Genomic DNA, 19,078 nt, shown 5'->3' with positions numbered 1-19,078 from the left:
CCGGTTGCGAGAGCGCCGTACACCGCGGGATACGTCCACCGGTGGCCCGGTTGCTGGGTGTCGAGGACTTCGAGGAGGCATTCGGCCCAGGTGCCGTGCCGCCGGTGGCCGAGCGTGCCGTCGAAGTCCCACAGCACGGTTCCGCTCACCACAGGTCCAGGGTTTCCAGGAGTACCGGTGCGCTGGGCAGCGGGGCGGTCGGCAGTGCGGTGAGGAGGTTTTCGGGAACGTCCGCCTTCGTTGTCAGGGTGATCATCTCGCGCCAGCGGCGGGCCTGCTCCCACTGTGCGGCCCAGGCCGGTCGCAGGTCCTCGGCGGGAATGTTCTCCAGTCGTCGTCCGCCGGCCAGGAGACGGGCGGCGGTCTTGGGGCCGATACCGCGCACTCCGGCGATGCCGTCCGAGGGGTCGCCGGTCAGTGCCCGGAAGTCGGGCCACTGCTCGGCGCGTACCCCGTAGCGGGGCTCGATGTGTTCGCCCATGGTGTAGCGGAGGTCCTCGCGCATCCCGGTGTTCAGCAGGCGGACGTACGGGTCGGCGAGGAGCTGGACGAAGTCCTTGTCGGCGCTCATGATGTCCACCCGCCGGCCGGTGGTGCGGGCGCGGGCGGTGAGGGTGGCGATGACGTCGTCGGCCTCACAGCCGTCGTGCTCGATCCACCGCACCCCGCTGTCGTCGAGACCTGCCTTCACATGGGCGAGGGATTCCATCAGGCCGGGATCGGGCGCCGGGCGGTGGGCCTTGTAGGCGCTGTCCTGAGCGCTGCGTTCCGCGCTGCCGGTCTCGGCGTCGAAAGCGACGAAGACCTCGTAGCCGGCCGCGTGCTGGGTCTGGGCCTTGCGCAGCAGGGCGGCGAAGCCGAAAACCCCCGTACGGTCGAGCGTCTTGTCCCGGGAGAGGATGCGCGCGGCGAACCCGAACCAGGCCCGGTGGAGCAGGTTGTGTCCGTCGACGAGGAGCAGGGGCACGGTCATGGGGCGGCCTCCAGGGGGTGGTGCGTGCTGGCGGGTGCCTGCGACCGCGGCGGACGGGCATCCGTGATCGGATGGTCGACGAGTGTAGCCAGCGGCGGTGCTTCCGGCCGCCAGAAGGACGCGAGCAGCGTGGCGAGGTGGGTGGCGGCGTCGCGCTCTTCCAGCACCCGCCGGCAGGCGTTGGCACGCATGCTGGCCTGCTGGTTTGAGGTGAGGTCCAGGGCTCGTCGCAGTCCGGCGGTCAGCGAGCCGGGGACGGCGGGGTCGTAGAGCAGCCCGTTGTATCCGTCGGTGATCTGTTCGGGGAAGCCGTCGATGGAGGGGGCCACGACGACGGCGCCGCTGTGCCGGGCCCACAGTCCGGTCTCGAAGACGACGTTGGCCAGCGTCTCACCGCGGCTGGGCACGGCCATCGCCCGGGTCGCTGGCAGGGCGGCGAGTGCGCGGGGCAGGGCGCGGTCGTAGTGCCCGACGATGGTGGCGCTGAGCCGAAGCTCCTTGCAGCGGTCGCGATACGTATCGAGCAGCTTGCGGCGCTCGTCGTCGGTGGGCACGGCGATCATGACGAGGTGGACTTCGTCGCGGAGAGGGCCGAGGGCTTCGATGAGGAGGTCGAGGCCCTTGGTGTGGTCGGTGCGGCCGACGGCGGCGACGAGCGGCCGGTCGGGAGGAATCCCCAGGGAGCGTACGGTCTGCTCGGCCTCGTCCCGGGGCGGAGCCGTGAGGTCGGCGGCCATGAGGTGAAGGCCGGAGGGCCAGCGGCGGAGCCGGGCCGTGTCGAGCTGGTAGTGCTGCTGCAGGTGCCCGGTGAGGAAGGCGCCGATGTCGGCGACCCAGGCGCGCGGGTGCCGGTTGACGGCGTGGATCGCACGCTCTTCCCAGGCGAGGCGGGCAGGGTCGGGGCGCGGACGCTCGGTGATGCGGGTGGTGGAGAACAGGGCGAGCAGCACGTCCACGTCCATGTTCTCGTCGGCGTGGTGGGCGAGCCCGGCGAAGGGGGTGTCGACCCCGATGGCCAGGACGTGCTCGTGTCGGCGGGCGAGCTGGGACGCGACGCGGGCGGCCTCGTCGGACAGGCGCTGCCACGTGTCCGGATGCCACAAGGTGCGGTGGGTGTCGTGGGGCAGTCCGATCACGGCGCCGCCCCACGCCTGAACGACGCGCTGGGCGTAGCGGAGGTCGTCCTCGTCGTACCCCCAGGTCGCGGTTCCCGGCTCGGGAACGGCCAGGTAGGGGGTGAAGTCGCCGACTTCGGCGGTGAGTTGTGCGTGGTGCTCGTCGAGGGTGGCCAGGAGCGTCTTGGTCTGTCGGCCGATTCCGTTGGTGTTGTTGGCGATGCCGTTCACGGCGCAGTACAGGAGTGCCTTGGTCGGGGGCACCGATGGCTCCTTCCGGTTTCGGGAGCGCCGGTTGACCGGGCGGCGGGTCGTCCCCGCCGGCCCGGTCAGCCGGCGGCGTACAGGTCCTCGGGATGGGGGCGCCAGATCTTCGACTTGGCCAGTGCGGGCCGCATCCCGTGCTCGGTGAGCAGGTCGGTCAACTCGTGCCAGGCGGCTTCGGCTTCACGTCGCGAGGTGCAGAACAGGGTGTAGTTGTCGGTCATCCGCACGGCGGGGTGGGTGAGCTGCTGGTCGACAGGGGTCATGCGGAGGTTGGTGAGCATGGGGCTCAAGCCGCTGCCGGGGGCGAGCGGGTCGGGCAGGGCGGCCAGGATGCGGCACAGGAGCGCCAGCAGAGTTCCGTCGTGCACGAAGCGGGCGACGGAGGTCAGAGCTTCGTCGAGGGACACGCCGTGGGAGGCGGCGGCGATGTCGATGTCGACGACCCAGGTGCGTCCTTCCCGCATGTGCCGGTCGGCGGCGGCGATGGCCAGGGGGCGTCCGGCCCGCCGGTGCCAGCCGAACATCCAGGACGGATAGGCGTCGCGTTCCAGGACCGGCTCGATCGCGTTGCGTACGGCGCGGTGGACAATCCGGTCGGTGACGGTCGGGATGGTGACGACGTGCTGCTTGCCCCAGGCGTCGAACTCCTTGACGCGCGGCGGCCCCGGCGTCCAAGAGCCCGCCGCCAGGGCGGCGGACAGGGCGGTGATCCGTGCGGGCAGGTCCTGCCGGAACTCTTTCCAGGTCATGCCGTCGGCCCCGGGAGCTCCGGCGCGGCCCATGCACTGGCGGGCGGCCCGCTTGAGCGCCCGCTCGCTGGTGACCTGTCGCATGACCGAGTGGGAGGCTGCCCTGCTGTTCATCGGCGGTTTGCTCCTGTGGCCGCGAGGAAGGCGCGGGCGGCGGCGGTCGGGGAGTGGGCGGCGACCTGCCGGGGGCCCTGCTGGGACGCGGCGTGGTAGGCGGGGCGATTTTCGAGGAGCCCGGTCAGCGCCTCCCACAAGGAGGCGGGCCCGTCGTCCAGCGCCCTCATGCACCCGGCCGTACCGGTGAGGTGCGGCAGGTGGCCGAGACCGAAGCCGACCACGGGGGAGCCGGCGGACAGAGCCTCGGCGGCCACGTTGCCGAACGTCTCGGGGCTCGTGGAGGAGACGAGGGTGGCACAGCCCTGAGAGAGGAAGACCGGCACCTCCTGCCAGGGCAGCGCGGGCAGGATCTCAACCTCCGGCAGTCCCGCGGCAAGGGCGCGGATGTCCGAGGTGACCTCCTCCTGCATGCCCGGCCAATACTCGAACCCCGCCGCAGCCAGGACGATCTGCACGGTGCGGCCGAGTCCTCCGGTCGGGTACGCCTTCAGCAGTTCGGCGATCCCCTTATGCGGCTCGGCGCGTGCCACGATCCGCACCGGGCCTTCCCGGCGCAGCGCCTCCCGTTCGGACGGGGACGGCACGGGGGCGGTGTGCAGCAGGGCGTTGGGTACGACCGACCACGTACTTGTGTCGACGCCCCAGCGGGCCATTTCCTCGACCATGAAGTCGCTGACGGTCAGCACCGATCCGGGGCGGTGGGCCAGGCTCTGGTGCAGCGGGGCGTCGTCACGCGGTACGTGCACCATCAGTGCGGTCGCGGTGGTGGTGGGGGCCGGGCTGAGGAAGCCCAGCCCCCAGACGGCATCCACCCAGCACACCAGGTCCACCTGCTGCTCGGCGAGGAGACCGCGGACTTCGCTTTCGACGGGCGCGGGAGGGTCGAGGAGGGCCATCACGTGTGCTTCTACCACCGGGCGGGGCAGCGTCAGGGTCGTCAGGCGCAGCAGGTCCGGCCCGTCGCCGGGGGTCGCCGGGCCGGCGGCGATCACGAGGGCGCGGTGGCCGAGGTGGCGGAGTCCGGCGGCGAGGGCGGCCACGCTGCGCTCGATGCCGGCGGGCTCGTCGGGGTTGTGCGTCAGCAGGACGAAGGCGATGTTCACGAGTCGGCTCCGATCGAGGAGAGCGTGGGAGGTCCGGGCGGGGTGTTGCGGACGGGGCGGATGCCGATGCCCAGCGACGACAGGCCCGCAGGGACGTCGTTCGCATGGGTGCACTCGGCGTACTGGGTAAGGGAGTTGTACGAGCCGCCCCGCAGCAGGGCGACCCGGTCTCGGCGCCAGGGCGCGGCGGTCCACTCCCAGACGTTGCCCGCCACCTCCCACAGGCCCTCCGGTGTGCGGCCTGTGGGGCAGCTGCGGACTCCCATGACCGTTCCGGGGCCGAGGTCGCGGAGGTTGGCCTCCCCGGGGCCCGGCGGCCGATCGCCCCAGGGGAAGCGGCGAACGCCTCCGGACGCCATCCACTGCCACTCGGCCGAGGTCGGGACCCTGGCGCCCAGTGCGTGCGCGAGGGTGGCGGCGTGTGGCAGAGGAAGGGCGACGAACGGCAGGTTGGATCGGGCCAGCGGGGTCGCCGCCCACCAGAGGTCCGGAATGTCCTGGGCCGGATGCCATTCGCCGGCGGGAAGGTGGCCGCCGGGTATCCGGATCCACTCCACCGGATCGAGGGTGGCCGCTATGGTGGTGAGGTCCCGGGCAGAAGGTACGTTCCCCGGCGGTAGAAACGGCCCGCTCATCAGCACACGCGGGCTTGCCGACGGCGAAAGACGACCCTGTCCGGGCGCCTTGCGTCGCACTTGGCGCCCTGGCGGTCTGGTGCGGCTCACCGGGTGGCCACCGCCAGCAGCCGTGCCCCCAGCGGGCTGTCGTCCGCGAACGCCCCGCTGAAGGCGTAGCTGAAGGTACGCGCCTTGTTCTGGCGAACGCCCCGCATGCTCATGCACAGGTGCTCGCCGTCGGCGGCCACCCCGACGTCCATCGTGCCGGTCGCCTTGATGAGGTCCGCGGCGACCCCGTCGACAATCCGCTCCTGGAGCTGTAAGCGGTGTGCGTGGGCCGCCACGATCCGGGCGAACTTGGACAGTCCCAGCACCTGGCCGCACGGCCGGTACCCGATGGTGAGGTCCAGCTCCATCGGCAGCATGTGGTGCTCGCACAGGCTGTACGTACTGATCCCGCGCACGATGACCAACTGGTCCGTGCCGGAACGGAGTTCCTCGGCGAAGACGGTGTCGGTGCGGCCGGGATCGTGATCGAGGAACTCCTTCCACCAGCGGGCGACCCGCTCGGGGGTGCCGGTCAGCCCCTCCCTGTCCGGGTCCTCGCCCAGGGCGATCAGTACCTGGCGGTACAGCGCGGCTACCTGGGCCAAGTCCACTCCCGGGCGCCGGACTTCGTTCTCCACGATCGTCATCGAGTGAGGGCCTTCGTCTCGGTCCGCGCCTGGGCGCGGAGAACGTCAAGGGTGCGGGGACCCTCGTGAAGGAGCAGGTCCAGGGCGCTCAGCGAGCTGTGCCAGCTGCGCCCGCTGCCGTAGGCGGCGGGACAGTAGGTGGCGACTTCGAGGGTGATCTCGTGCTCGGCGAGCCGGGCGTGGTCGAGGTAGCCGAGCGCCCCTGTTCCGACGCGCAGGCGCGATGCCCCGCGGATGCGGCACAAGTCGATCAGCATGTCCGTCTGCTGCCCGACGGGAGCGAGCTGGCTGGACCGGACCAGGGGCACGGGCAGGCCGAAGGCATCGAGCAGCAGCCGCAGCAGTGCCTCATTCAGCGGCGCCAGCTGTGACCACGGCGTTCCGTACACGGCTTCCAGGGCCTCCTGGTGGAGCGGCCAGTACGGGGCGTGGCGGTAGGTCTCGGTCAGAGCGCGCCAGTGCCGGGCACGCCAGGTGTCGTCCGCGGTCCTGACGTCTTGGATGCTCTGGCCGAAGCTGCGGCGCACCGGCACGGTCAGCCGGACCGGTGCACCGGAACGGTCGGTTCCGCGGATGAAGTTGCGGTTCTGCCAGCCGCGTTCGGCGGCCTGGACGTGGTCCAGCAGCACGAGTTCCTCGGCGTCGTCGACGAGCCGGGAGAAAAACCCGGGCCAGGGCAGATAGGCAGGCTGGTGGGCGACCAGCACCGGGGCGGCCATCACCAGGCCATCCGGTACGCGACGAACGCTTCGGCCCGCGCGGCACCGATCGCCGCTCCGGCCACGGTGTCCCCCGCCCGGATGCGCTCCAGGGACCTCGGGTGGTCGTCCGGGCGAAGCTCTCGCCTGTAGCAGCCCAGGGCCTTGTCCTTGACCGACGCCGTGCTGGTGATGTCGACGATGGCCGAGGGGCGGGGGAGTGTCGGGCTCCAGGCGTGGTCTTCGGGTCCGTAGAACCCCAGGACCATCCGAGGCCAGGAACGCAGCGAACCGCTGGGCCGGGCTGCTGCGTAGGCGGCCTGGTGGACGGCCTGGTGGTCCTGGTGGACGGCGCCGGCCGCCGGAATGAGCAGCGCGGCCGGTTTCAGGGCGGTGAGGGACAGCTCGGGACCGGACTCGACGAGCCGGGTCAGTTCGGCGAGGTGGCCGCCGAGGTCGAGGGCCGGACCGGAGTCGCTCCAGGCGATGGCCCGCCGGTCGACGCCCAGGACGTCGCAGGCGGCGTCGAACTCCTCGCGCCGCAGGCTGCTGTCCGTGGCCGGTCCCCAGCGGTGCTGGGTCAGGCAGGCCACGGCCAGCACGTGCACGTCGATGCCGGCGGCGGTCATCCGGGCGATGGTGCCTCCAGCGCCCAGAGTTTCGTCGTCGGGGTGGGGGGCGACTACGAGAACGCGGTCGCCGGGTTCCAGGCCGAACATGGCCTGCCTCCTCTTGTGTCCGTGGAAGGGGAACGGGGTGCCGAAACGTTCAGGCGCGGGGCGCCGGGAGGGGCGCGGTCTGCAGGCGGGACAACGGGGGGAGGAGCTCGAAGTCCTGGCTGCCGTCGGTGTCCGGGGCGGGCTCCCACGGGAAGTGGACCCAGTCGGCGACGTCCCAGCCCCAGCTGTCGAGGGGGTAGTCGGCTCCGGCGTTGCGGCACAGGACGGCCGTGCGGACGCACGTCGTCTCCAGGGACGCGGCGAGGGCCGCCACCACCGCGCGCAGGGTGGCCCCGGAGCCGCAGATGTCGTCCACGACCAACAGCGGGCTCCCCTGCGGTAGTTGTGCGAGCGCGGTGGCCGCAGAGAGCTCGACCTCCAGGTCGACGTGGCCGGTCGCAGCCTGCTGGATCTCCTCGCTCCGGTTGTGGCGGGCGCGGAAGGCGTAGGCGGGTACGCCGAGCTGGGCGGCGACGCTCTCGGCGAAGGGAACCCCGCCCCGGGCGATCCCGATCACGGCGGCGGGTGGGGAGCCCGCCTCCCGCTCCGCGACCAGAGCGGCGGCGGCGAGGAAGGCGTCGTGGGTCAGGCGCCAGATGCGGCGGTTCTGGAAGATGCGGGCAGAGGTCATGGCCAGTTCCAGGAGTTGAGGACGGCGTGGACGTCGTCGTGACGGTCCTGCGGATTTGTGATCAGGTGCGTCGTGGCCACCGGGACCGGCCCCAGCACCTGCGCGTACACGTCCTCCGTCAGCACCAGCGCCTCCGACGAGGGGAGACGGCCCAGGTGCTGGAGCACGCGCTCCGGCGTCGTGTGGTGCAGGGTCCGCTGGCGCTCGCTGGTCATGGGCTGGTCGTACGTCTCCACGGGCGTGTCCGCCGTCATCAGCCCGTACCGGGCGGACAGCACGAGCACCCGACGCCGGGCCGCCGGGTGCCCGGTGACCCGCTCCCGGAGCAGCGGGACCACCCACCCCTCGTACAGGTCGAGCGCGGGAACCGGGCCGGAGGTGACCCGCTTGCGCTGGCTGCACCCGACGATCACCAGCCCGTCGGTGACGTCCAGCCCTTCAGCGGCCACGTTCGTCGCCCCACAGCAGGACGTGCAGCCGGGTGCCCAGCCGGTAGCCCCGGGCACGCACCGGCTCCTCCAGGGAACGCATGCCCGCGAGCACCTTCTCCGCGGTGGTGCCCTCCGGCATCACGGTGATGTGGGACAGCCCGTACGCCTCCTCCAGGGCGGCGATCTCGGCCAGTTCGGCGGGCGCGGAGACCACGAACTTGAAGCGCGCCAGCCCGCTTGCAGCGAAGGCACGCAAGACGTCCGGGCGCAGGCGGCGCGTCTCGGACATCGTGGCACCGAACCCGGAGAGTTTGGGCGACACGTTGAAGTGCGGCCCGGCGGCGACGAGTTCAGCGGTGGGGGCGATCGTGCCGTTGGTCTCGATCTCCACCTCCCGGCCCGCCGCACGCAGTCCCTTCACGAGTGCGGTCAGGCTCGGCATCTGGAGCAACGGCTCACCCCCGGTCAGGACCACGAGGTTCTCCGGCTGCGCCAGCGCCCAGGCCAGCAGGGTGTCGACGCTCTCGTACCGCGACTCCTTGCGCAGGTCGAACCGGCGGGCGTCCCAGGTGTACGGGGTGTCGCAGTCGCCGCATTCCAGGTTGCACAGCATGAGCCGGATGAAGCAGGCCGGCACCCCGGTGCTGACCCCTTCGCCCTGGAAGGTGCCGGCAAACGTCTCGGAGATCCGCAACGGCTTCGGCTTCACCGTGGTCGTCGAGGCATTCATGTCGTCCTCCGGGTGTACTCGGCCCAGCTGGTCTCGGTCTCCGAGACCCGGATGCACAACCCGCCCCAGCTCTCCTGGCCCATACCGCGCTCCACCAGCCAGTCCACGCAGTGTTGAGCGAGGTGCTCGGACGTCGGATTGAATCCCGGGAAGATCGTGTTCAGCACCTGCCCGTCTACGGCCGTGCGGAGGTGGCTGCGCAGCAGCACGGGAACTTCGCGGTTGCGCCGGGCCCCTGCAGCAGGGGCACTCACGACGTACGAGTGGCCGTGCAGGCGCCCGCACGGGTGGCCCTCGCGAAGCCCGCAGAGCCGATGGGACGCCTCGAACTCCACGAAGTGGGATTTGTAGGAGTGCCGCTGTCCCCTGCCGGTGCGTACGTAGACGGCCTCCAACGCGGCGGTGACGTGCGTCGGCAGGTGGTCCTGTGCCCACTTGGTGAGGTGTTCACCGAGCCCTGTGTCGCTGGGGTCTTTGACCGCCTCGTTGAGGATCTGGTGGTCCAGGGCGTTGTCGATGTACTTCCTGAGCAGACGCAGGTCGCCGAAGTCCGCCACGAAACCTTCCGGACTGAGTGCGGACGAGCTCAGCACGGCCTCGGCGGTGAAGGCGTGCCCGTCGTAACGGCCGTCGCTAAGCTGACGGGTGGCATCGAAGCGGAAGCTCTTGCCGATCCTGTAGGAGTGCGCGGAGCGGGTCACCGGACGGCCCCCAATCCGTTCGTCGCGTACAGGGTGGGGTCCTCGACCCCGGCATCCGCGAACGCCTCCCGGCGCTCGGTGCACGTCCCGCAGGCCCCGCAGTGCACGTCCGCGCCCTCATAGCAGGACCAGGTGGCCTCGAACGGCACCCCCAGAGCCGAGCCCGTACGCACGATGTCGGCCTTGGTGCTTTCCAGGAAGGGCGCCACGAGCTGGAAGCCGGCCGCCAGGTAGCCCTCGTTGCCCGCCTGGATGGACGCCTCGATGCGCCGGAAGAACTCCGGCCGACAGTCCGGGTACACCGCGTGGTCCCCGGAGTGCGCGCCGAACGCCACCGCGTCGGCGCCGGAGGCCACCGCCGCTCCTGCGGCGATCTCCAGCATGATCGCGTTGCGGTTCGGAACCACGGTGCTGCGCATGGTCTCCGCCTGGTAGTGCCCCTGCGGTACCGGCACCCGCGTGTCGGTCAGGGCCGAGCCGCCGAGGATCCGTCCGAGTGGTGCCAGGTCGAGGACGTCGTGGGAGACGCCGAGGTGCTCGGCGATCTTCTTGGCGTGACTCAGTTCGGTGACGTGCCGCTGCCCGTAGTCGAAGGACAGCAGGCTCACCGTCGAGCCCTTGTCCAGGAGGGTGAAGGCCGTGACCGTACTGTCGAGGCCACCGGAGAAGATGACGACCGCGTGACGCGGTAAGCGAGTTTGGGACATGGATGTGCCTTTCCGAGGTCCCCCGGCTGCGGCCGGGGTGAAGAAGGAGTGGACCTGGGGGCTCGTGCCGGGGCATGGACGCCTCGGCCGGGCAAGGGCGCAGGGCTATCTCCGCCATCGCCTGGTCACACTTAGCCTCAGCCGGGCAGGATGAGGCATCGGTGAGTGACGCTCACTCACCCTTCCTGCGAACTCACGCCCGGGGGAGCCCACATGCCAGGCCAGGGGAAGACGTCCTTCGCCGCCGTGCTGACGCGGTTTCGCACGGTGCGCAACCTGACCAAAGTGGAACTCGCCCGCCGCATGTCGATCTCCGCCTCGTACATCAGCCACCTGGAAGCCGGACGGGAACGCGGAGGAGCGGAGATCGCCCGCGGCTTCGACAAGGAACTCAATGCCGGCGGCGAGATCTGGAGAGCGTGGCAGGACGACCGCAGCGGCGACCTTCCCGGAGCCGACGGAGCCGAGACGCCGTCGCCCGCGGGCATCGTCGTGCTGGAAGACGCAGCAGAACTCCGCTACGACGGCACCGTCTACCACCTGGCCATGCGCAGACGCTTGCGGAACTCCGGGACCGAGCCCATCACCCGCTATCTCGTCCGCATCGCCGTCGACCGCTACCCCGGTGAGCCGGAACGTTCCAACGCGCTCTACCGCAGCCGTCCCTTGACGTGGGACGAACTCCAACTGCGGGCACACTGCGGGGGAGAGCCGATGGACTACGTGGTCAAGCACGATCACGATGCGACCAAGGAAGTGTGGCTGAAGTTCTCCCACGGGCCACAGCGCTTCCCGCTCTACCCCGGGCAGGAGGCGGAGATCTCCTACAACTATTCGGTCAGCGCGGACAAGTGGGGGGCGTGGTTCCAACGAGCCGTACGACTGCCCACCCGCCAGCTCAGCGTCCGCCTCGCGTTCCCCACCCGATTGCACCCCACCGTCTGGGGCACGGAAACCTCGCTGAGCGCAGACGCCAATGCCCTGCGCACCCCTGTCGCCCAGACAACCGAGGGCGAGTACACCGTCTTCACCTGGGGGACCATGGACCCCGCCCTGCACGCCCGGTTCCGCATGGAGTGGCGGACGACCGAACTTCCCCAAGAGAGCGAGCCCGTGAACAACCCTGCACCCAGTACCGTCATGGCCGCCGCCGGCATCGTGCAGGAGGGCCACCCTCTGCTGACGTCCATCGCGCAGCCCTTCGCCCTGCCTGGTGAAGCGGAGGAAGCCCACGGCGTCGTCCGTGCTCTCCACGACACCATCACCCGCGTCAAAGCACTGCACCCCTTCGGCAAGGGAATGGGCCTTGCCGCGCCGCAGATCGGCATGGGACGGGCTGCGGCCGTGGTCGTTCCTCCTGGCGAGGGCGCCGTCCCGATCGTGCTTCTCAACCCGCGGGTGGTCGAATCGTCGTCGGAGAGCGACTGCCAGTACGAGGGCTGCCTGTCCTTCTTCGACGTCCGAGGACTGGTCGTACGCCCCCTGAGTATTCTCGTCGAACACACCGAGGCCAGCGGCGAACCGCGGCTCACCCGATTCGAGCACGGCCTGGCCCGCTTGGTGCTCCACGAAGTCGACCACCTCGAAGGCCACCTCTACCGCACCCGCATGGCCCCGGGCACCTCCCCGATTCCCGTCGAGGAGTACAACGGCACCGGTCAGAAGTGGACTTACGGATAGCCGAACGAGTCTCTGAGCACTATTGCCAGGCCCAGCGTTGTGAGGGGTTGAAGGCCGGTCCTGGCGATGCCTGACAGATAGCCGTCGAGGACCGTCGCTTCTGGGGATCTGCATTGAGCTCGTGACCCTTCCATCCATCGAACTCGTCTTGTTCCAGGTCGAGTTGCAGCGCGTAGTGGGGGGAGTCAGGTCGTGTGGGCTGCCAGCCGTTCCAGCTCGGGGTATTTCACGGGGCCGCCAGCCTCTTCGTACGCCGCGTCAAGGAGCGCGATGTGCAGCCGGTCGGCGTCGTTGCGGGCCTGGGAGGCGCGGCCGTGACGTGACAGGCCCCACGCCTTCAGTGCCAATCGGTCCTTCATGAAGTTCGCGGCGTTGATCCTCAGCAAGCTGGGGGTGTAGATGCCGAGGTTCAGCCCGGTGCGCCATAGCTCCAGCCACGCCTGGCGCATCAGCAGCGGTCCTGACTCGCCCGGTTCGACGTGCGTGGGGTGGACGCTCTCCCAGACGGGTTCGAGTTCGGGGTGGGTCATGGCGGTGCGCAGAATGTTGACATGGGCCTGGAACAGGCCCAGTTCGAGCCTCTCGCGGTGGCGGCGCTGCTGCTGTTCCAGGGCCTGCCGGTGGTGTTGGCCGCGATGGCACGTGCGTACGGCGGCAGCCGCACCGATCACCCCGGCCAGGACCAGGAGGGGAGACGGGGAGGTCCTCATGGTGCTCCTCGAAGTCGAGGGCGGCCGGTGTGGGGGCCGCCCTGGGAGAAGTGGGCGAGTAGGGGAGGTGCGTTCGTCAGGCGGTTGCGAGCAGCACGGCGAGCGGGGGCTCGGCGGAAGGGTCGTCGTCCTCGTCCTGGCGCAGAAGAGCGGCGTATCGCTGGAGCAGCCGGGCGCGGGCCGTGGCGTACGACGGCAGGCCGGCTGCCGTACGCCGGGCGTCGAGGTGTTTCGGGTCGGCGATGGGCAGTGCGCTCAGCGTCCCGTCGACGAGGCGGCTCTGCGTGGCGTGGAGCTGCGGCTGTCCGGCGACGACGTTGCACCGGTCGTGGAGATGGGCCCACAGGGGCAGCAGCGTGCGGTCCGAGTCGGTGGCCGTGCGCAAGTGGCTCAGGGCGAAGCGCTGGATGTCGGGGGAGTGGTCGCCGTGCAGGGCGATGCGCCAGGCAGCTGCCACGGCCAGGTCGCCGACGAGGACGCGGGTCGGCCAACCGTGCATGTCCAGCACCTGCTGGAGGAAGGCGCTGTTGGCCTGCTGCTGGAGGACGCCGACTCCGTACGCGGCGTCGTCGAGTTCCCCGCGTACGAGCTGGGTGCGGAACGTGCGGTCGTTGGTGGCGCGTTCGATGAGGGCTGCCGCGAGGTCGGGGCGCTGGGGGCTGGTGCTCATTGGTGTGCTCCTTGGAGCAGTGCCTCGGCCAGGTGCTGGGTGGCCAGTACGTCGAGGGAGCCCAGGTCGACAAGGGGGTCCCCGCAGCCGCGACTGCAGTCGGGGTGGAAGGTGACACGAAGGACTCCGCCTTGGGTGGCGTTGCTGACGCCCTTGATGAGTCGTTCGATCAGGGGGCCGGATTCGCTCAGCTCCAGGACGTCCTCGGCCGGGAGGTCGTCCTCGGCGGGCGGGGCGCCCAGGAGCGTGGCGAACTGGTCGGCGGTGGGCACGGATACGGAGTCGAGGGCGATCGATCCGGCCCGTACTGTGGGTGTGGAGAAGCCGCTCAGCCCGCAGGCGGTGAGCGCCTCCTGCAGATGGGCGGCAGCCATGTGCGCAGGGCGCAGGAACTCCTTCAGCACGGCAGACAGGTTCGCAGCAGTCCGGTCGTCGAACGGGGCGATCTTGAAGTACGGCGTTGTGTTGCGGAGGAAGGCGACGTCGATGCTGATCAGGCCCAGCCCGGCAGCCGAGAGCTGGCGGTTCAGAGCCGCGACGGTGTCAGCCGCCTCCCGGCGGACGGTCGCGTCCGGCGGCGATGGGGCTTCGGTGGTCATGAGGGCTGCTTCTTTTCCACGGTGAAGGTGATCTGCGGGGGAGCCGCGCGGGGTGCCGCCCGCGGGAGCGGGTGGTCGCCTGGGCGGTGGGAGGGTGCCGGCGGTCCGGCCGGGGCGGGGGTGCTGGTACGGGATGCGGCGAGGCGGGCGCGGGCAGAGGGGAGTTCGTGCTCGCCGAGGTCCAGCAGGGTGGGGATGGCGAGGTACACCGCCTGCGTGTAGCTGTGGGCGTCGAGCTCGGCGACCACGTGCTTGCGGCGGGTGTTCAGCTCTCCTTCCGTGAGCCCGTACTCTGCGGCGATGGTGCGCATCGTCTTACCGAGGGCGAGGTCGGCGAGGAAGACCAGCGCCTGGTCGCTGAGGTCGCGGCGTCCGGCGGGCGGTGGCGGCAGCACCCCGCGCACGGTGGCGGCGACCATGATCTCGCCGGGCTCGGCGGTGGCGGTCTCCAGCACCCTGGCCGCTTTCCGCAGGAGTTTCTCGGCGTGCAACGGTCGGATGCCGTACACCCGGTGTGCCTTGACGGTGCTGACGCCCTGGGCGAAGAGGTGCAGGAGCCGCTGGACGGAGGGTGCCAGGATGCCGTCTTCCGCGAGGAGCGCGGGCATGGTCGGGGCGTTCGTGTGCATCGGCCTCACAGGTCCCCCGGGAAGGTGCCAGTCGCGGTGGCGTAGGCGTCGTCGAGTGCCTCGTGCACTCGCAGGGCGGCACCGCTCTGCCCGCGGTCAAGGGAGCAGGCGCGGGCCCACACCCAGAACCGCCGGCCGCTTTCGGTGGCGAACAGGGACTTCGCGTGTGTCCGGATCTCGGCCAGGGACACCGCTTTGGTGCGGTAGCCGAAGATCCACAGCGACACCCAGCCGTGCAGGTGCGTCCGCTGCGTCTGCGTCGCCGGGTCCACCTTCTCGAACGGTGCCCAGCACTCTCGGAGACCGAGGTTCTCGGCCATGGCGGCGAGGAGCCGTTGGTGCTGTTCTTCGTAGGCGCCGAGCGCGTACCGGTGGGCCCGGTAGGCGTGGGCGGCGACATGGGCAGCGCCCATGATCGCTGATCCCAGGGCGACGGCGGCCAGCAGGCGGGGCCGCGGGGAGTGGTTCATGCGGTGCTCCGGGCGTCGGGCGTCTCCGCAGCGGTGGCGGCGTGTGCAGGCACGGTCTGGCCGGTGCGCGCGGCCAGACGGCTTCGTGCCGCAGCGATCCGGTCGGCGGGGACGGTGATCAGGGTCGGGGTGCTGAGGTAGACGGCGTGCGGGTAGGTGCGGGCGGGGACCTCGGCCAGGACGCGTTTGCCGTGGGCGTCGAGGTCGCCTTCGGTGAGGCCGCGTTCGCTGGCGATGGTGTGCACCGTTTTGCCGAGGGCGAGGTCGGCCGCGAAAACCAGCGCGTCGTCGGAGAGGTGCCGGCATCCGCCCGGTGGCGGGGGCAGTACACCAAGCGAGGTGGCGCGGCGGAGGACTTCACCGGGCTGGGCGGTGCCGCAGCGGAGTGCGGTGGCCGCTTCCTGGAGAAGGTGGCGCTGGCGGGCGGGGCGGATCCCGTGGTCGTAGCCGATCCTGGCCGCGCTGACCCCCTCAGCGAGAAGGTCCAGCAGCCGGTGCACCGACGTGGGCAACGGAGTCGTGACGGGTATCGGTGCCGAGGCCGGCGTCGGGGGTGTGCTCGTACGCATCAAGATTCCCGAGGTAGTGAGGGGCGGGAGAGCAAGGAGAGGCGGGGCCGGAGTGGTACAGCGGGCGTTCACCTTCCGCTCCGGCGCGGAGGCCAGGACGGAGGTCCTGGCCTCCGGGGGGCGGGGACGAGGGGCGGGCCGGAGGTCATGTGCACGTGCTCGGGGCCCAGGACGTGATGGCGCCATCCCTGGGTGATGAGGTGGTGCGTGCTCACGGCCTTCGTGGCCACCTTCAGAAGGCCGACACGGAACCACCAGGCGCTCTCGCTGAGCTGCAGGCGGCGGGCGGCTTGTTCGCCCGTTGCGCCGCTGGCCAGCAGTTCAAGCACGCGGTCGCTGTCGGTGTCGACGACTGCAACCCCCGTTGACGGCAGCGGCCCGGCATGCGCGGGCCGGGCGAGGATGCCCAGCAGGTACGAGGCGTGCACGAGGGCGCTGCGGCCGTCCACGCCGATGTGCTTGTTGCAGGTGAGCCGGGCGGTGCCGACCTGTGTTGGTGTGAGGCCGAGGACCAGCGCGGTTTGTGGGCCGGTGTCCCCTTTGGCGAGGCGGTCGAGGACCTGGATGTGGCGTTCGGTCAGCCGTCCGTGCGGCGCCATGAACTCCTTCTTCACCGCCGTTCCTCCGCCCGTGAGGTGGGGGAGGCGAGCTGCGGTCGAGGCGCGGGGAGGGCGGCGTCGAAGGCGGTGAGGTGCGCGGCGGGGGTGAGGGTGACGTTCCCGGTCATGTGCACGTGCGTGGGGCCCAGCACTCCGTGCTGCCAGCCGATGGTGATCAAGTGGTGGGTGCTCACAGCCTCCGTGGCCTGTTGCAGGGAGGTGATGCGCAACCACCATGCAGTCAGGCCGAGTTGCAGGTGCTCGGCGCCCTGCTGGTGCGTCATTCCCATGGCCAGCAGTTCCAGGACCGCCGTGGCATCGTCGTCAACGGCGCGTCGGCCGGTGGTGGGCAGCGCCGTGGGGGCGAGCCCGGGCCGGGGCACGACGCCCAGGAGGTAGGCGGCGTGGACGAGGGCGCAGCGGCTGCTCACCCCGAGGTGGCGGGAACACGCGCTGGTGGCGTCGTAGACCTGGGTCGGCTTCAGGCCGAGCGCGCGTGCTGCTTCGTTGCCGTTGTCGCCCTGGGCGTACCGGCTGAGCACTCGGATGTGCCGTTTGGCCAGGGGGACGTGGGGAGCGGGGCGGAATCTCACGGCCGGGATTCCTTCCGCGCGGAGGCCGCCAGGCGCACTGGGGTCTGCGGATGGCCGCTGCGTTGGTCGGGATTGGCCTCGGCCCCGGCCGGGTGTCCGGGGGCCCGGGCGGTGGAGGGCGGAGTGCCGACGCGCCGACGGGGCCCCGGACGCTGGGTGGCCCAGGGGGAGTCCTGGTCGGCCCGTAGGTTTTGGATCATGGTGTGTGCCTGGTTGAGCGTGTCCTGGTCGCGGTGGAGGCGGCCCCATCGCAGGGCCTGCAGGGCGTCCAGGGCTGCGGAGATACGCATAGTTTGGTGCTCGGCGCGCGTGAAGGCGCGGCCGTACCCGGTGCGGAAGGCGGCATCAAGGTCGGGGCGCCCGCGCAGGACGCGGTACCCGAGCCGGGCGAGATCGGTGCTGGCGGCGGACGCCCCGGTGGCCGCCTCGAAGTCGACGACGCGCAGGCGGCGGCCGTCCCAGAGCCAGTTGCGGGGCATCCAGTCCCCGTGCACGCCGACCCGCGCCAGCCGGGGCGGCGGCCCGCCGGAGAGCAGATCTGCCAGCATGTCCGCCGCATCGGCCGGCAGGGCGAGCAGTTCCCCCTGGGCCTGGGCGAGCTTGTCCTGCCAGGTGATGCTGCCGGGGGCCGGGGCAGGGGCGGGCTGGGCGTGCAGGGTGGCGAGCACGGCTCCGGCCTGCCGGTAGACCTCGGCCTCCGTGCTGGCATCCAGGGACAGGGTGGAGACCGGTGTACCGGGGATTCGGGTGAGAAGGAGGGTGCGGGTCCGCTCGCTCACCGCGACCAGGAGCGGTGCCGTGCCGTCGCCGAGCGCGGGGACGATCTTTTGGTACGCCGCAAGTTCACGGCGGTGCGCGGTGACCGAGGCGTGCTGCTTGACGACCAGACGGTTCCGGAGCCCCCGGGGGCCGTACTCCAACTCCCACACCCGGTTGAGCAGGTGGCCGGGTCGGGTGAGATCCGCTACGACCCGACATGCTCCCGCCTCGGACCTCACCAGGGATGCCACGTCGTCGGGCAGGTCCATCACGAGGCCCTCCCCGTAAGGGCCTGGGCCCGGTGGATCGGGGCCGCGGTCTTCGCCGTGGGGTGGGCGGGCGGCAGCAGGACGCGTGCGCCGTCGGCCATCTGGACGTGGGCCTCGTGCAGGAGACCCAGGCACCACCCCAGGGTGATCAGCTGGGGCCTGCTGGTGCACTGGGTGCGCCGGAGCAGGCCCTTGATCCGGCAGCTGATGGTGGAGGTGCACCGGCCGAGGGCGGCGGCGGTCTGTGCGACGGTGGCGCCCGTGGCCAGCAGCCGCAACAGTGTCCGCTCCTCCCAGCAGAAGGCCAGGGTGGTCCCCGCCGTGGCGGGGCGGGGGAGGAGGAACCGGGCGAGGTAGCAGACGTGCACCGCGGCTTCGGGGCTGGTCACCCCCAGCTGCCTGTTGGTCTCGCTCGCATACGTGTACAGCGTGTTGATGGCCAGCCCGAGACGGGCGGCAGCACGGGGCATGGTGTACCCGGAGGCACGCAGCGACAGCAGCCGCAGGTGATCGTCCGCGAGCGGCAGGGGAACAAGCGGGCGCATCAGCACGGCGCCTCCTGGCGGTCGGTGGTGACATAGAGGCCCCGCCCGTACGGTCCGTCCGCGAGATGCAGCGCGCCGTCGGCGACCAGCCGTCGGCAGGCACGGCGCACTTCACCGGGGCTGAGGGTGAAGTCGGCGCCGAGGATGCCGGTGGGCAGGGCGCTCCCGGGCGCGTAGTGGCCCGTGCTGATCCGGTCGCGGACGTAGGCGTCCAGCGCAATGTCGTGCGGATGCAGGGCGCCGGGGGCCAGCACCTTCCTGCGGACGAGGTAGCCCCGGGTCTCCAGGTGCTGCCGGCCGCGGAAGACCGCGTGTGTGGGCACGCCCAGCTCGACGGCGAGTTCGCGGTCGGAGGGCAGGACGGTGCCCGGCTGCCACCGCGTGCGGATGCGGTCGTACAGGCCCTTTGCCGCCCGCGCGGTGGCGTGGTTTTGTATGCCGCTGATCCAGGACGAGTCCACGTCCGGCGCGTACATGGTGGTCACGGCAAGACTCCAGCTCAAGTGGCTTATGGGGACAGGAAGATGGGTTGGCTCGGTGCAGAGGGAGGTGGGCTGCCGCCTCGCGAGGAAGGGGGTGTGCGGGGCGGCAGCCCGGCGGGGAGGGCGCCCCGGGCGCGGCGGAACCGTGTGCCGCTTCCGGGTCCCCGCTGCCCGGTCCTTCTGCTCGCCCCCGGCCGGGCAATAGGGGAGCCTGGCGGAGTACGGGCTGGAGGGCCGGGACGTTGAGGGGC

At 71.0% G+C, this 19,078-nt stretch carries 25 protein-coding genes; 1 reads left to right on the top strand and 24 read right to left on the bottom strand.

The annotated features are described in order from the left end of the window. Positions 1-145: 145 nt before the first annotated feature. The 13 genes from ACIO3O_RS34675 to queC all read right to left on the bottom strand — a co-directional run bounded on the left by ACIO3O_RS34675 (position 146) and on the right by queC (position 10,253). A complete protein-coding gene (locus ACIO3O_RS34675) occupies positions 146-973 on the bottom strand; it encodes a 5'-3' exonuclease H3TH domain-containing protein (RefSeq protein WP_401752853.1) in 828 nt (275 codons plus the stop codon). Further along, positions 970-2,352: a glycosyltransferase family 4 protein gene (locus tag ACIO3O_RS34670; protein WP_401752852.1), complete on the bottom strand. Its 1,383-nt coding sequence runs from the start codon at positions 2,350-2,352 to the stop codon at positions 970-972. Before ACIO3O_RS34670 ends, ACIO3O_RS34675 begins: the two co-directional genes overlap by 4 nt. A gap of 65 nt (positions 2,353-2,417) precedes the next feature. After that, complete coding sequence (locus ACIO3O_RS34665; protein WP_401752851.1) at positions 2,418-3,218, bottom strand: reverse transcriptase domain-containing protein; 801 nt, start codon at positions 3,216-3,218, stop codon at positions 2,418-2,420. Continuing rightward, positions 3,215-4,324 carry a glycosyltransferase family 4 protein gene (locus ACIO3O_RS34660; RefSeq protein WP_401752850.1) on the bottom strand — a complete coding sequence of 370 codons (1,110 nt, stop codon included), beginning with the start codon at positions 4,322-4,324 and terminating at the stop codon, positions 3,215-3,217. Before ACIO3O_RS34660 ends, ACIO3O_RS34665 begins: the two co-directional genes overlap by 4 nt. Further along, positions 4,321-4,881 carry a formylglycine-generating enzyme family protein gene (locus ACIO3O_RS34655; protein ID WP_401752849.1) on the bottom strand — a complete coding sequence of 187 codons (561 nt, stop codon included), beginning with the start codon at positions 4,879-4,881 and terminating at the stop codon, positions 4,321-4,323. Before ACIO3O_RS34655 ends, ACIO3O_RS34660 begins: the two co-directional genes overlap by 4 nt. 164 nt (positions 4,882-5,045) lie before the next feature. Further along, entirely contained in the window at positions 5,046-5,600 is a 555-nt protein-coding gene (gene folE, locus ACIO3O_RS34650) for a GTP cyclohydrolase I (RefSeq protein WP_401752902.1), read from the bottom strand. Between the two features lie 32 nt (positions 5,601-5,632). Beyond that, on the bottom strand, positions 5,633-6,355 hold the full coding sequence (locus tag ACIO3O_RS34645) for a WbqC family protein (protein WP_401752848.1): 723 nt from the start codon (positions 6,353-6,355) through the stop codon (positions 5,633-5,635). Next, the gene (locus ACIO3O_RS34640; RefSeq protein ID WP_401752847.1) at positions 6,355-7,053 is read right to left on the bottom strand and encodes a PIG-L deacetylase family protein; all 699 of its coding nucleotides are present in this window, start codon (positions 7,051-7,053) and stop codon (positions 6,355-6,357) included. The genes ACIO3O_RS34645 and ACIO3O_RS34640 overlap by 1 nt, the downstream gene beginning before the upstream one ends. A gap of 49 nt (positions 7,054-7,102) precedes the next feature. Next, the gene (locus ACIO3O_RS34635; protein WP_401752846.1) at positions 7,103-7,684 is read right to left on the bottom strand and encodes a phosphoribosyltransferase; all 582 of its coding nucleotides are present in this window, start codon (positions 7,682-7,684) and stop codon (positions 7,103-7,105) included. Beyond that, positions 7,681-8,133 carry a DUF6884 domain-containing protein gene (locus ACIO3O_RS34630; RefSeq protein ID WP_401752845.1) on the bottom strand — a complete coding sequence of 151 codons (453 nt, stop codon included), beginning with the start codon at positions 8,131-8,133 and terminating at the stop codon, positions 7,681-7,683. Before ACIO3O_RS34630 ends, ACIO3O_RS34635 begins: the two co-directional genes overlap by 4 nt. Continuing rightward, positions 8,123-8,845, bottom strand: coding sequence for a 7-carboxy-7-deazaguanine synthase QueE (locus tag ACIO3O_RS34625; protein WP_401752844.1), 723 nt, complete (start codon positions 8,843-8,845; stop codon positions 8,123-8,125). The genes ACIO3O_RS34630 and ACIO3O_RS34625 overlap by 11 nt, the downstream gene beginning before the upstream one ends. Continuing rightward, a complete protein-coding gene (locus ACIO3O_RS34620; RefSeq protein WP_401752843.1) occupies positions 8,842-9,546 on the bottom strand; it encodes a 6-pyruvoyl trahydropterin synthase family protein in 705 nt (234 codons plus the stop codon). The genes ACIO3O_RS34625 and ACIO3O_RS34620 overlap by 4 nt, the downstream gene beginning before the upstream one ends. Beyond that, positions 9,543-10,253, bottom strand: a complete 711-nt coding sequence (queC, locus tag ACIO3O_RS34615) for a 7-cyano-7-deazaguanine synthase QueC (protein WP_401752842.1) — start codon at positions 10,251-10,253, stop codon at positions 9,543-9,545. Before queC ends, ACIO3O_RS34620 begins: the two co-directional genes overlap by 4 nt. A 213-nt stretch (positions 10,254-10,466) precedes the next feature. Here queC and ACIO3O_RS34610 point away from each other — a divergent pair, with 213 nt between their 5' ends. Beyond that, the gene (locus tag ACIO3O_RS34610; RefSeq protein WP_401752841.1) at positions 10,467-11,933 is read left to right on the top strand and encodes a peptide deformylase; all 1,467 of its coding nucleotides are present in this window, start codon (positions 10,467-10,469) and stop codon (positions 11,931-11,933) included. 185 nt (positions 11,934-12,118) lie between these two features. On the opposite strand, the gene ACIO3O_RS34605 is transcribed toward ACIO3O_RS34610, so the two are convergent. From ACIO3O_RS34605 to ACIO3O_RS34555, 11 genes are all read right to left on the bottom strand, one after another. After that, the gene (locus ACIO3O_RS34605; protein ID WP_401752840.1) at positions 12,119-12,643 is read right to left on the bottom strand and encodes a DUF6082 family protein; all 525 of its coding nucleotides are present in this window, start codon (positions 12,641-12,643) and stop codon (positions 12,119-12,121) included. Between the two features lie 76 nt (positions 12,644-12,719). Next, positions 12,720-13,313, bottom strand: coding sequence for a DUF6624 domain-containing protein (locus ACIO3O_RS34600; protein WP_401752839.1), 594 nt, complete (start codon positions 13,311-13,313; stop codon positions 12,720-12,722). After that, positions 13,310-13,912 (bottom strand): hypothetical protein, encoded by a 603-nt coding sequence (locus ACIO3O_RS34595; protein WP_401752838.1) that lies wholly within the window; start codon positions 13,910-13,912, stop codon positions 13,310-13,312. Before ACIO3O_RS34595 ends, ACIO3O_RS34600 begins: the two co-directional genes overlap by 4 nt. Beyond that, positions 13,909-14,541: a hypothetical protein gene (locus ACIO3O_RS34590; protein WP_401752837.1), complete on the bottom strand. Its 633-nt coding sequence runs from the start codon at positions 14,539-14,541 to the stop codon at positions 13,909-13,911. Before ACIO3O_RS34590 ends, ACIO3O_RS34595 begins: the two co-directional genes overlap by 4 nt. 5 nt (positions 14,542-14,546) lie before the next feature. After that, on the bottom strand, positions 14,547-15,011 hold the full coding sequence (locus ACIO3O_RS34585) for a DUF6082 family protein (protein ID WP_401752836.1): 465 nt from the start codon (positions 15,009-15,011) through the stop codon (positions 14,547-14,549). After that, positions 15,008-15,580: a hypothetical protein gene (locus ACIO3O_RS34580; RefSeq protein ID WP_401752835.1), complete on the bottom strand. Its 573-nt coding sequence runs from the start codon at positions 15,578-15,580 to the stop codon at positions 15,008-15,010. Before ACIO3O_RS34580 ends, ACIO3O_RS34585 begins: the two co-directional genes overlap by 4 nt. A 68-nt stretch (positions 15,581-15,648) precedes the next feature. Then, the gene (locus tag ACIO3O_RS34575; RefSeq protein ID WP_401752834.1) at positions 15,649-16,194 is read right to left on the bottom strand and encodes a hypothetical protein; all 546 of its coding nucleotides are present in this window, start codon (positions 16,192-16,194) and stop codon (positions 15,649-15,651) included. Then, on the bottom strand, positions 16,191-16,772 hold the full coding sequence (locus ACIO3O_RS34570) for a hypothetical protein (protein WP_401752833.1): 582 nt from the start codon (positions 16,770-16,772) through the stop codon (positions 16,191-16,193). Before ACIO3O_RS34570 ends, ACIO3O_RS34575 begins: the two co-directional genes overlap by 4 nt. Further along, entirely contained in the window at positions 16,769-17,800 is a 1,032-nt protein-coding gene (locus ACIO3O_RS34565; RefSeq protein WP_401752832.1) for an aminoglycoside phosphotransferase family protein, read from the bottom strand. Before ACIO3O_RS34565 ends, ACIO3O_RS34570 begins: the two co-directional genes overlap by 4 nt. Then, positions 17,800-18,345: a helix-turn-helix transcriptional regulator gene (locus ACIO3O_RS34560; RefSeq protein ID WP_401752831.1), complete on the bottom strand. Its 546-nt coding sequence runs from the start codon at positions 18,343-18,345 to the stop codon at positions 17,800-17,802. The genes ACIO3O_RS34565 and ACIO3O_RS34560 overlap by 1 nt, the downstream gene beginning before the upstream one ends. Next, complete coding sequence (locus ACIO3O_RS34555; protein ID WP_401752901.1) at positions 18,345-18,821, bottom strand: GntR family transcriptional regulator; 477 nt, start codon at positions 18,819-18,821, stop codon at positions 18,345-18,347. The genes ACIO3O_RS34560 and ACIO3O_RS34555 overlap by 1 nt, the downstream gene beginning before the upstream one ends. Between the last annotated feature and the right edge of the window lie 257 nt (positions 18,822-19,078).

Origin of the sequence: Streptomyces sp. NPDC087440 (assembly GCF_044744005.1) — a bacterium.
GTDB lineage: Bacteria > Actinomycetota > Actinomycetes > Streptomycetales > Streptomycetaceae > Streptomyces.
This window is presented reverse-complemented; position numbering and strand designations above follow the sequence as displayed.

Bases quoted from the DNA above. Each gene is read 5' to 3' on its own strand.
- ACIO3O_RS34675 (WP_401752853.1), bottom strand. From the start codon at position 973: ATGACCGTGCCCCTGCTCCTCGTCGACGGACACAACCTGCTCCACCGG.
- ACIO3O_RS34665 (WP_401752851.1), bottom strand. From the start codon at position 3,218: ATGAACAGCAGGGCAGCCTCCCACTCGGTCATGCGACAGGTCACCAGC.
- ACIO3O_RS34645 (WP_401752848.1), bottom strand. From the start codon at position 6,355: ATGGCCGCCCCGGTGCTGGTCGCCCACCAGCCTGCCTATCTGCCCTGG.
- ACIO3O_RS34640 (WP_401752847.1), bottom strand. From the start codon at position 7,053: ATGTTCGGCCTGGAACCCGGCGACCGCGTTCTCGTAGTCGCCCCCCAC.
- ACIO3O_RS34635 (WP_401752846.1), bottom strand. From the start codon at position 7,684: ATGACCTCTGCCCGCATCTTCCAGAACCGCCGCATCTGGCGCCTGACC.
- ACIO3O_RS34625 (WP_401752844.1), bottom strand. From the start codon at position 8,845: ATGAATGCCTCGACGACCACGGTGAAGCCGAAGCCGTTGCGGATCTCC.
- queC (WP_401752842.1), bottom strand. From the start codon at position 10,253: ATGTCCCAAACTCGCTTACCGCGTCACGCGGTCGTCATCTTCTCCGGT.
- ACIO3O_RS34610 (WP_401752841.1), top strand. From the start codon at position 10,467: ATGCCAGGCCAGGGGAAGACGTCCTTCGCCGCCGTGCTGACGCGGTTT.
- ACIO3O_RS34605 (WP_401752840.1), bottom strand. From the start codon at position 12,643: ATGAGGACCTCCCCGTCTCCCCTCCTGGTCCTGGCCGGGGTGATCGGT.
- ACIO3O_RS34600 (WP_401752839.1), bottom strand. From the start codon at position 13,313: ATGAGCACCAGCCCCCAGCGCCCCGACCTCGCGGCAGCCCTCATCGAA.
- ACIO3O_RS34595 (WP_401752838.1), bottom strand. From the start codon at position 13,912: ATGACCACCGAAGCCCCATCGCCGCCGGACGCGACCGTCCGCCGGGAG.
- ACIO3O_RS34590 (WP_401752837.1), bottom strand. From the start codon at position 14,541: ATGCACACGAACGCCCCGACCATGCCCGCGCTCCTCGCGGAAGACGGC.
- ACIO3O_RS34585 (WP_401752836.1), bottom strand. From the start codon at position 15,011: ATGAACCACTCCCCGCGGCCCCGCCTGCTGGCCGCCGTCGCCCTGGGA.
- ACIO3O_RS34580 (WP_401752835.1), bottom strand. From the start codon at position 15,580: ATGCGTACGAGCACACCCCCGACGCCGGCCTCGGCACCGATACCCGTC.
- ACIO3O_RS34565 (WP_401752832.1), bottom strand. From the start codon at position 17,800: ATGGACCTGCCCGACGACGTGGCATCCCTGGTGAGGTCCGAGGCGGGA.
- ACIO3O_RS34560 (WP_401752831.1), bottom strand. From the start codon at position 18,345: ATGCGCCCGCTTGTTCCCCTGCCGCTCGCGGACGATCACCTGCGGCTG.
- ACIO3O_RS34555 (WP_401752901.1), bottom strand. From the start codon at position 18,821: ATGTACGCGCCGGACGTGGACTCGTCCTGGATCAGCGGCATACAAAAC.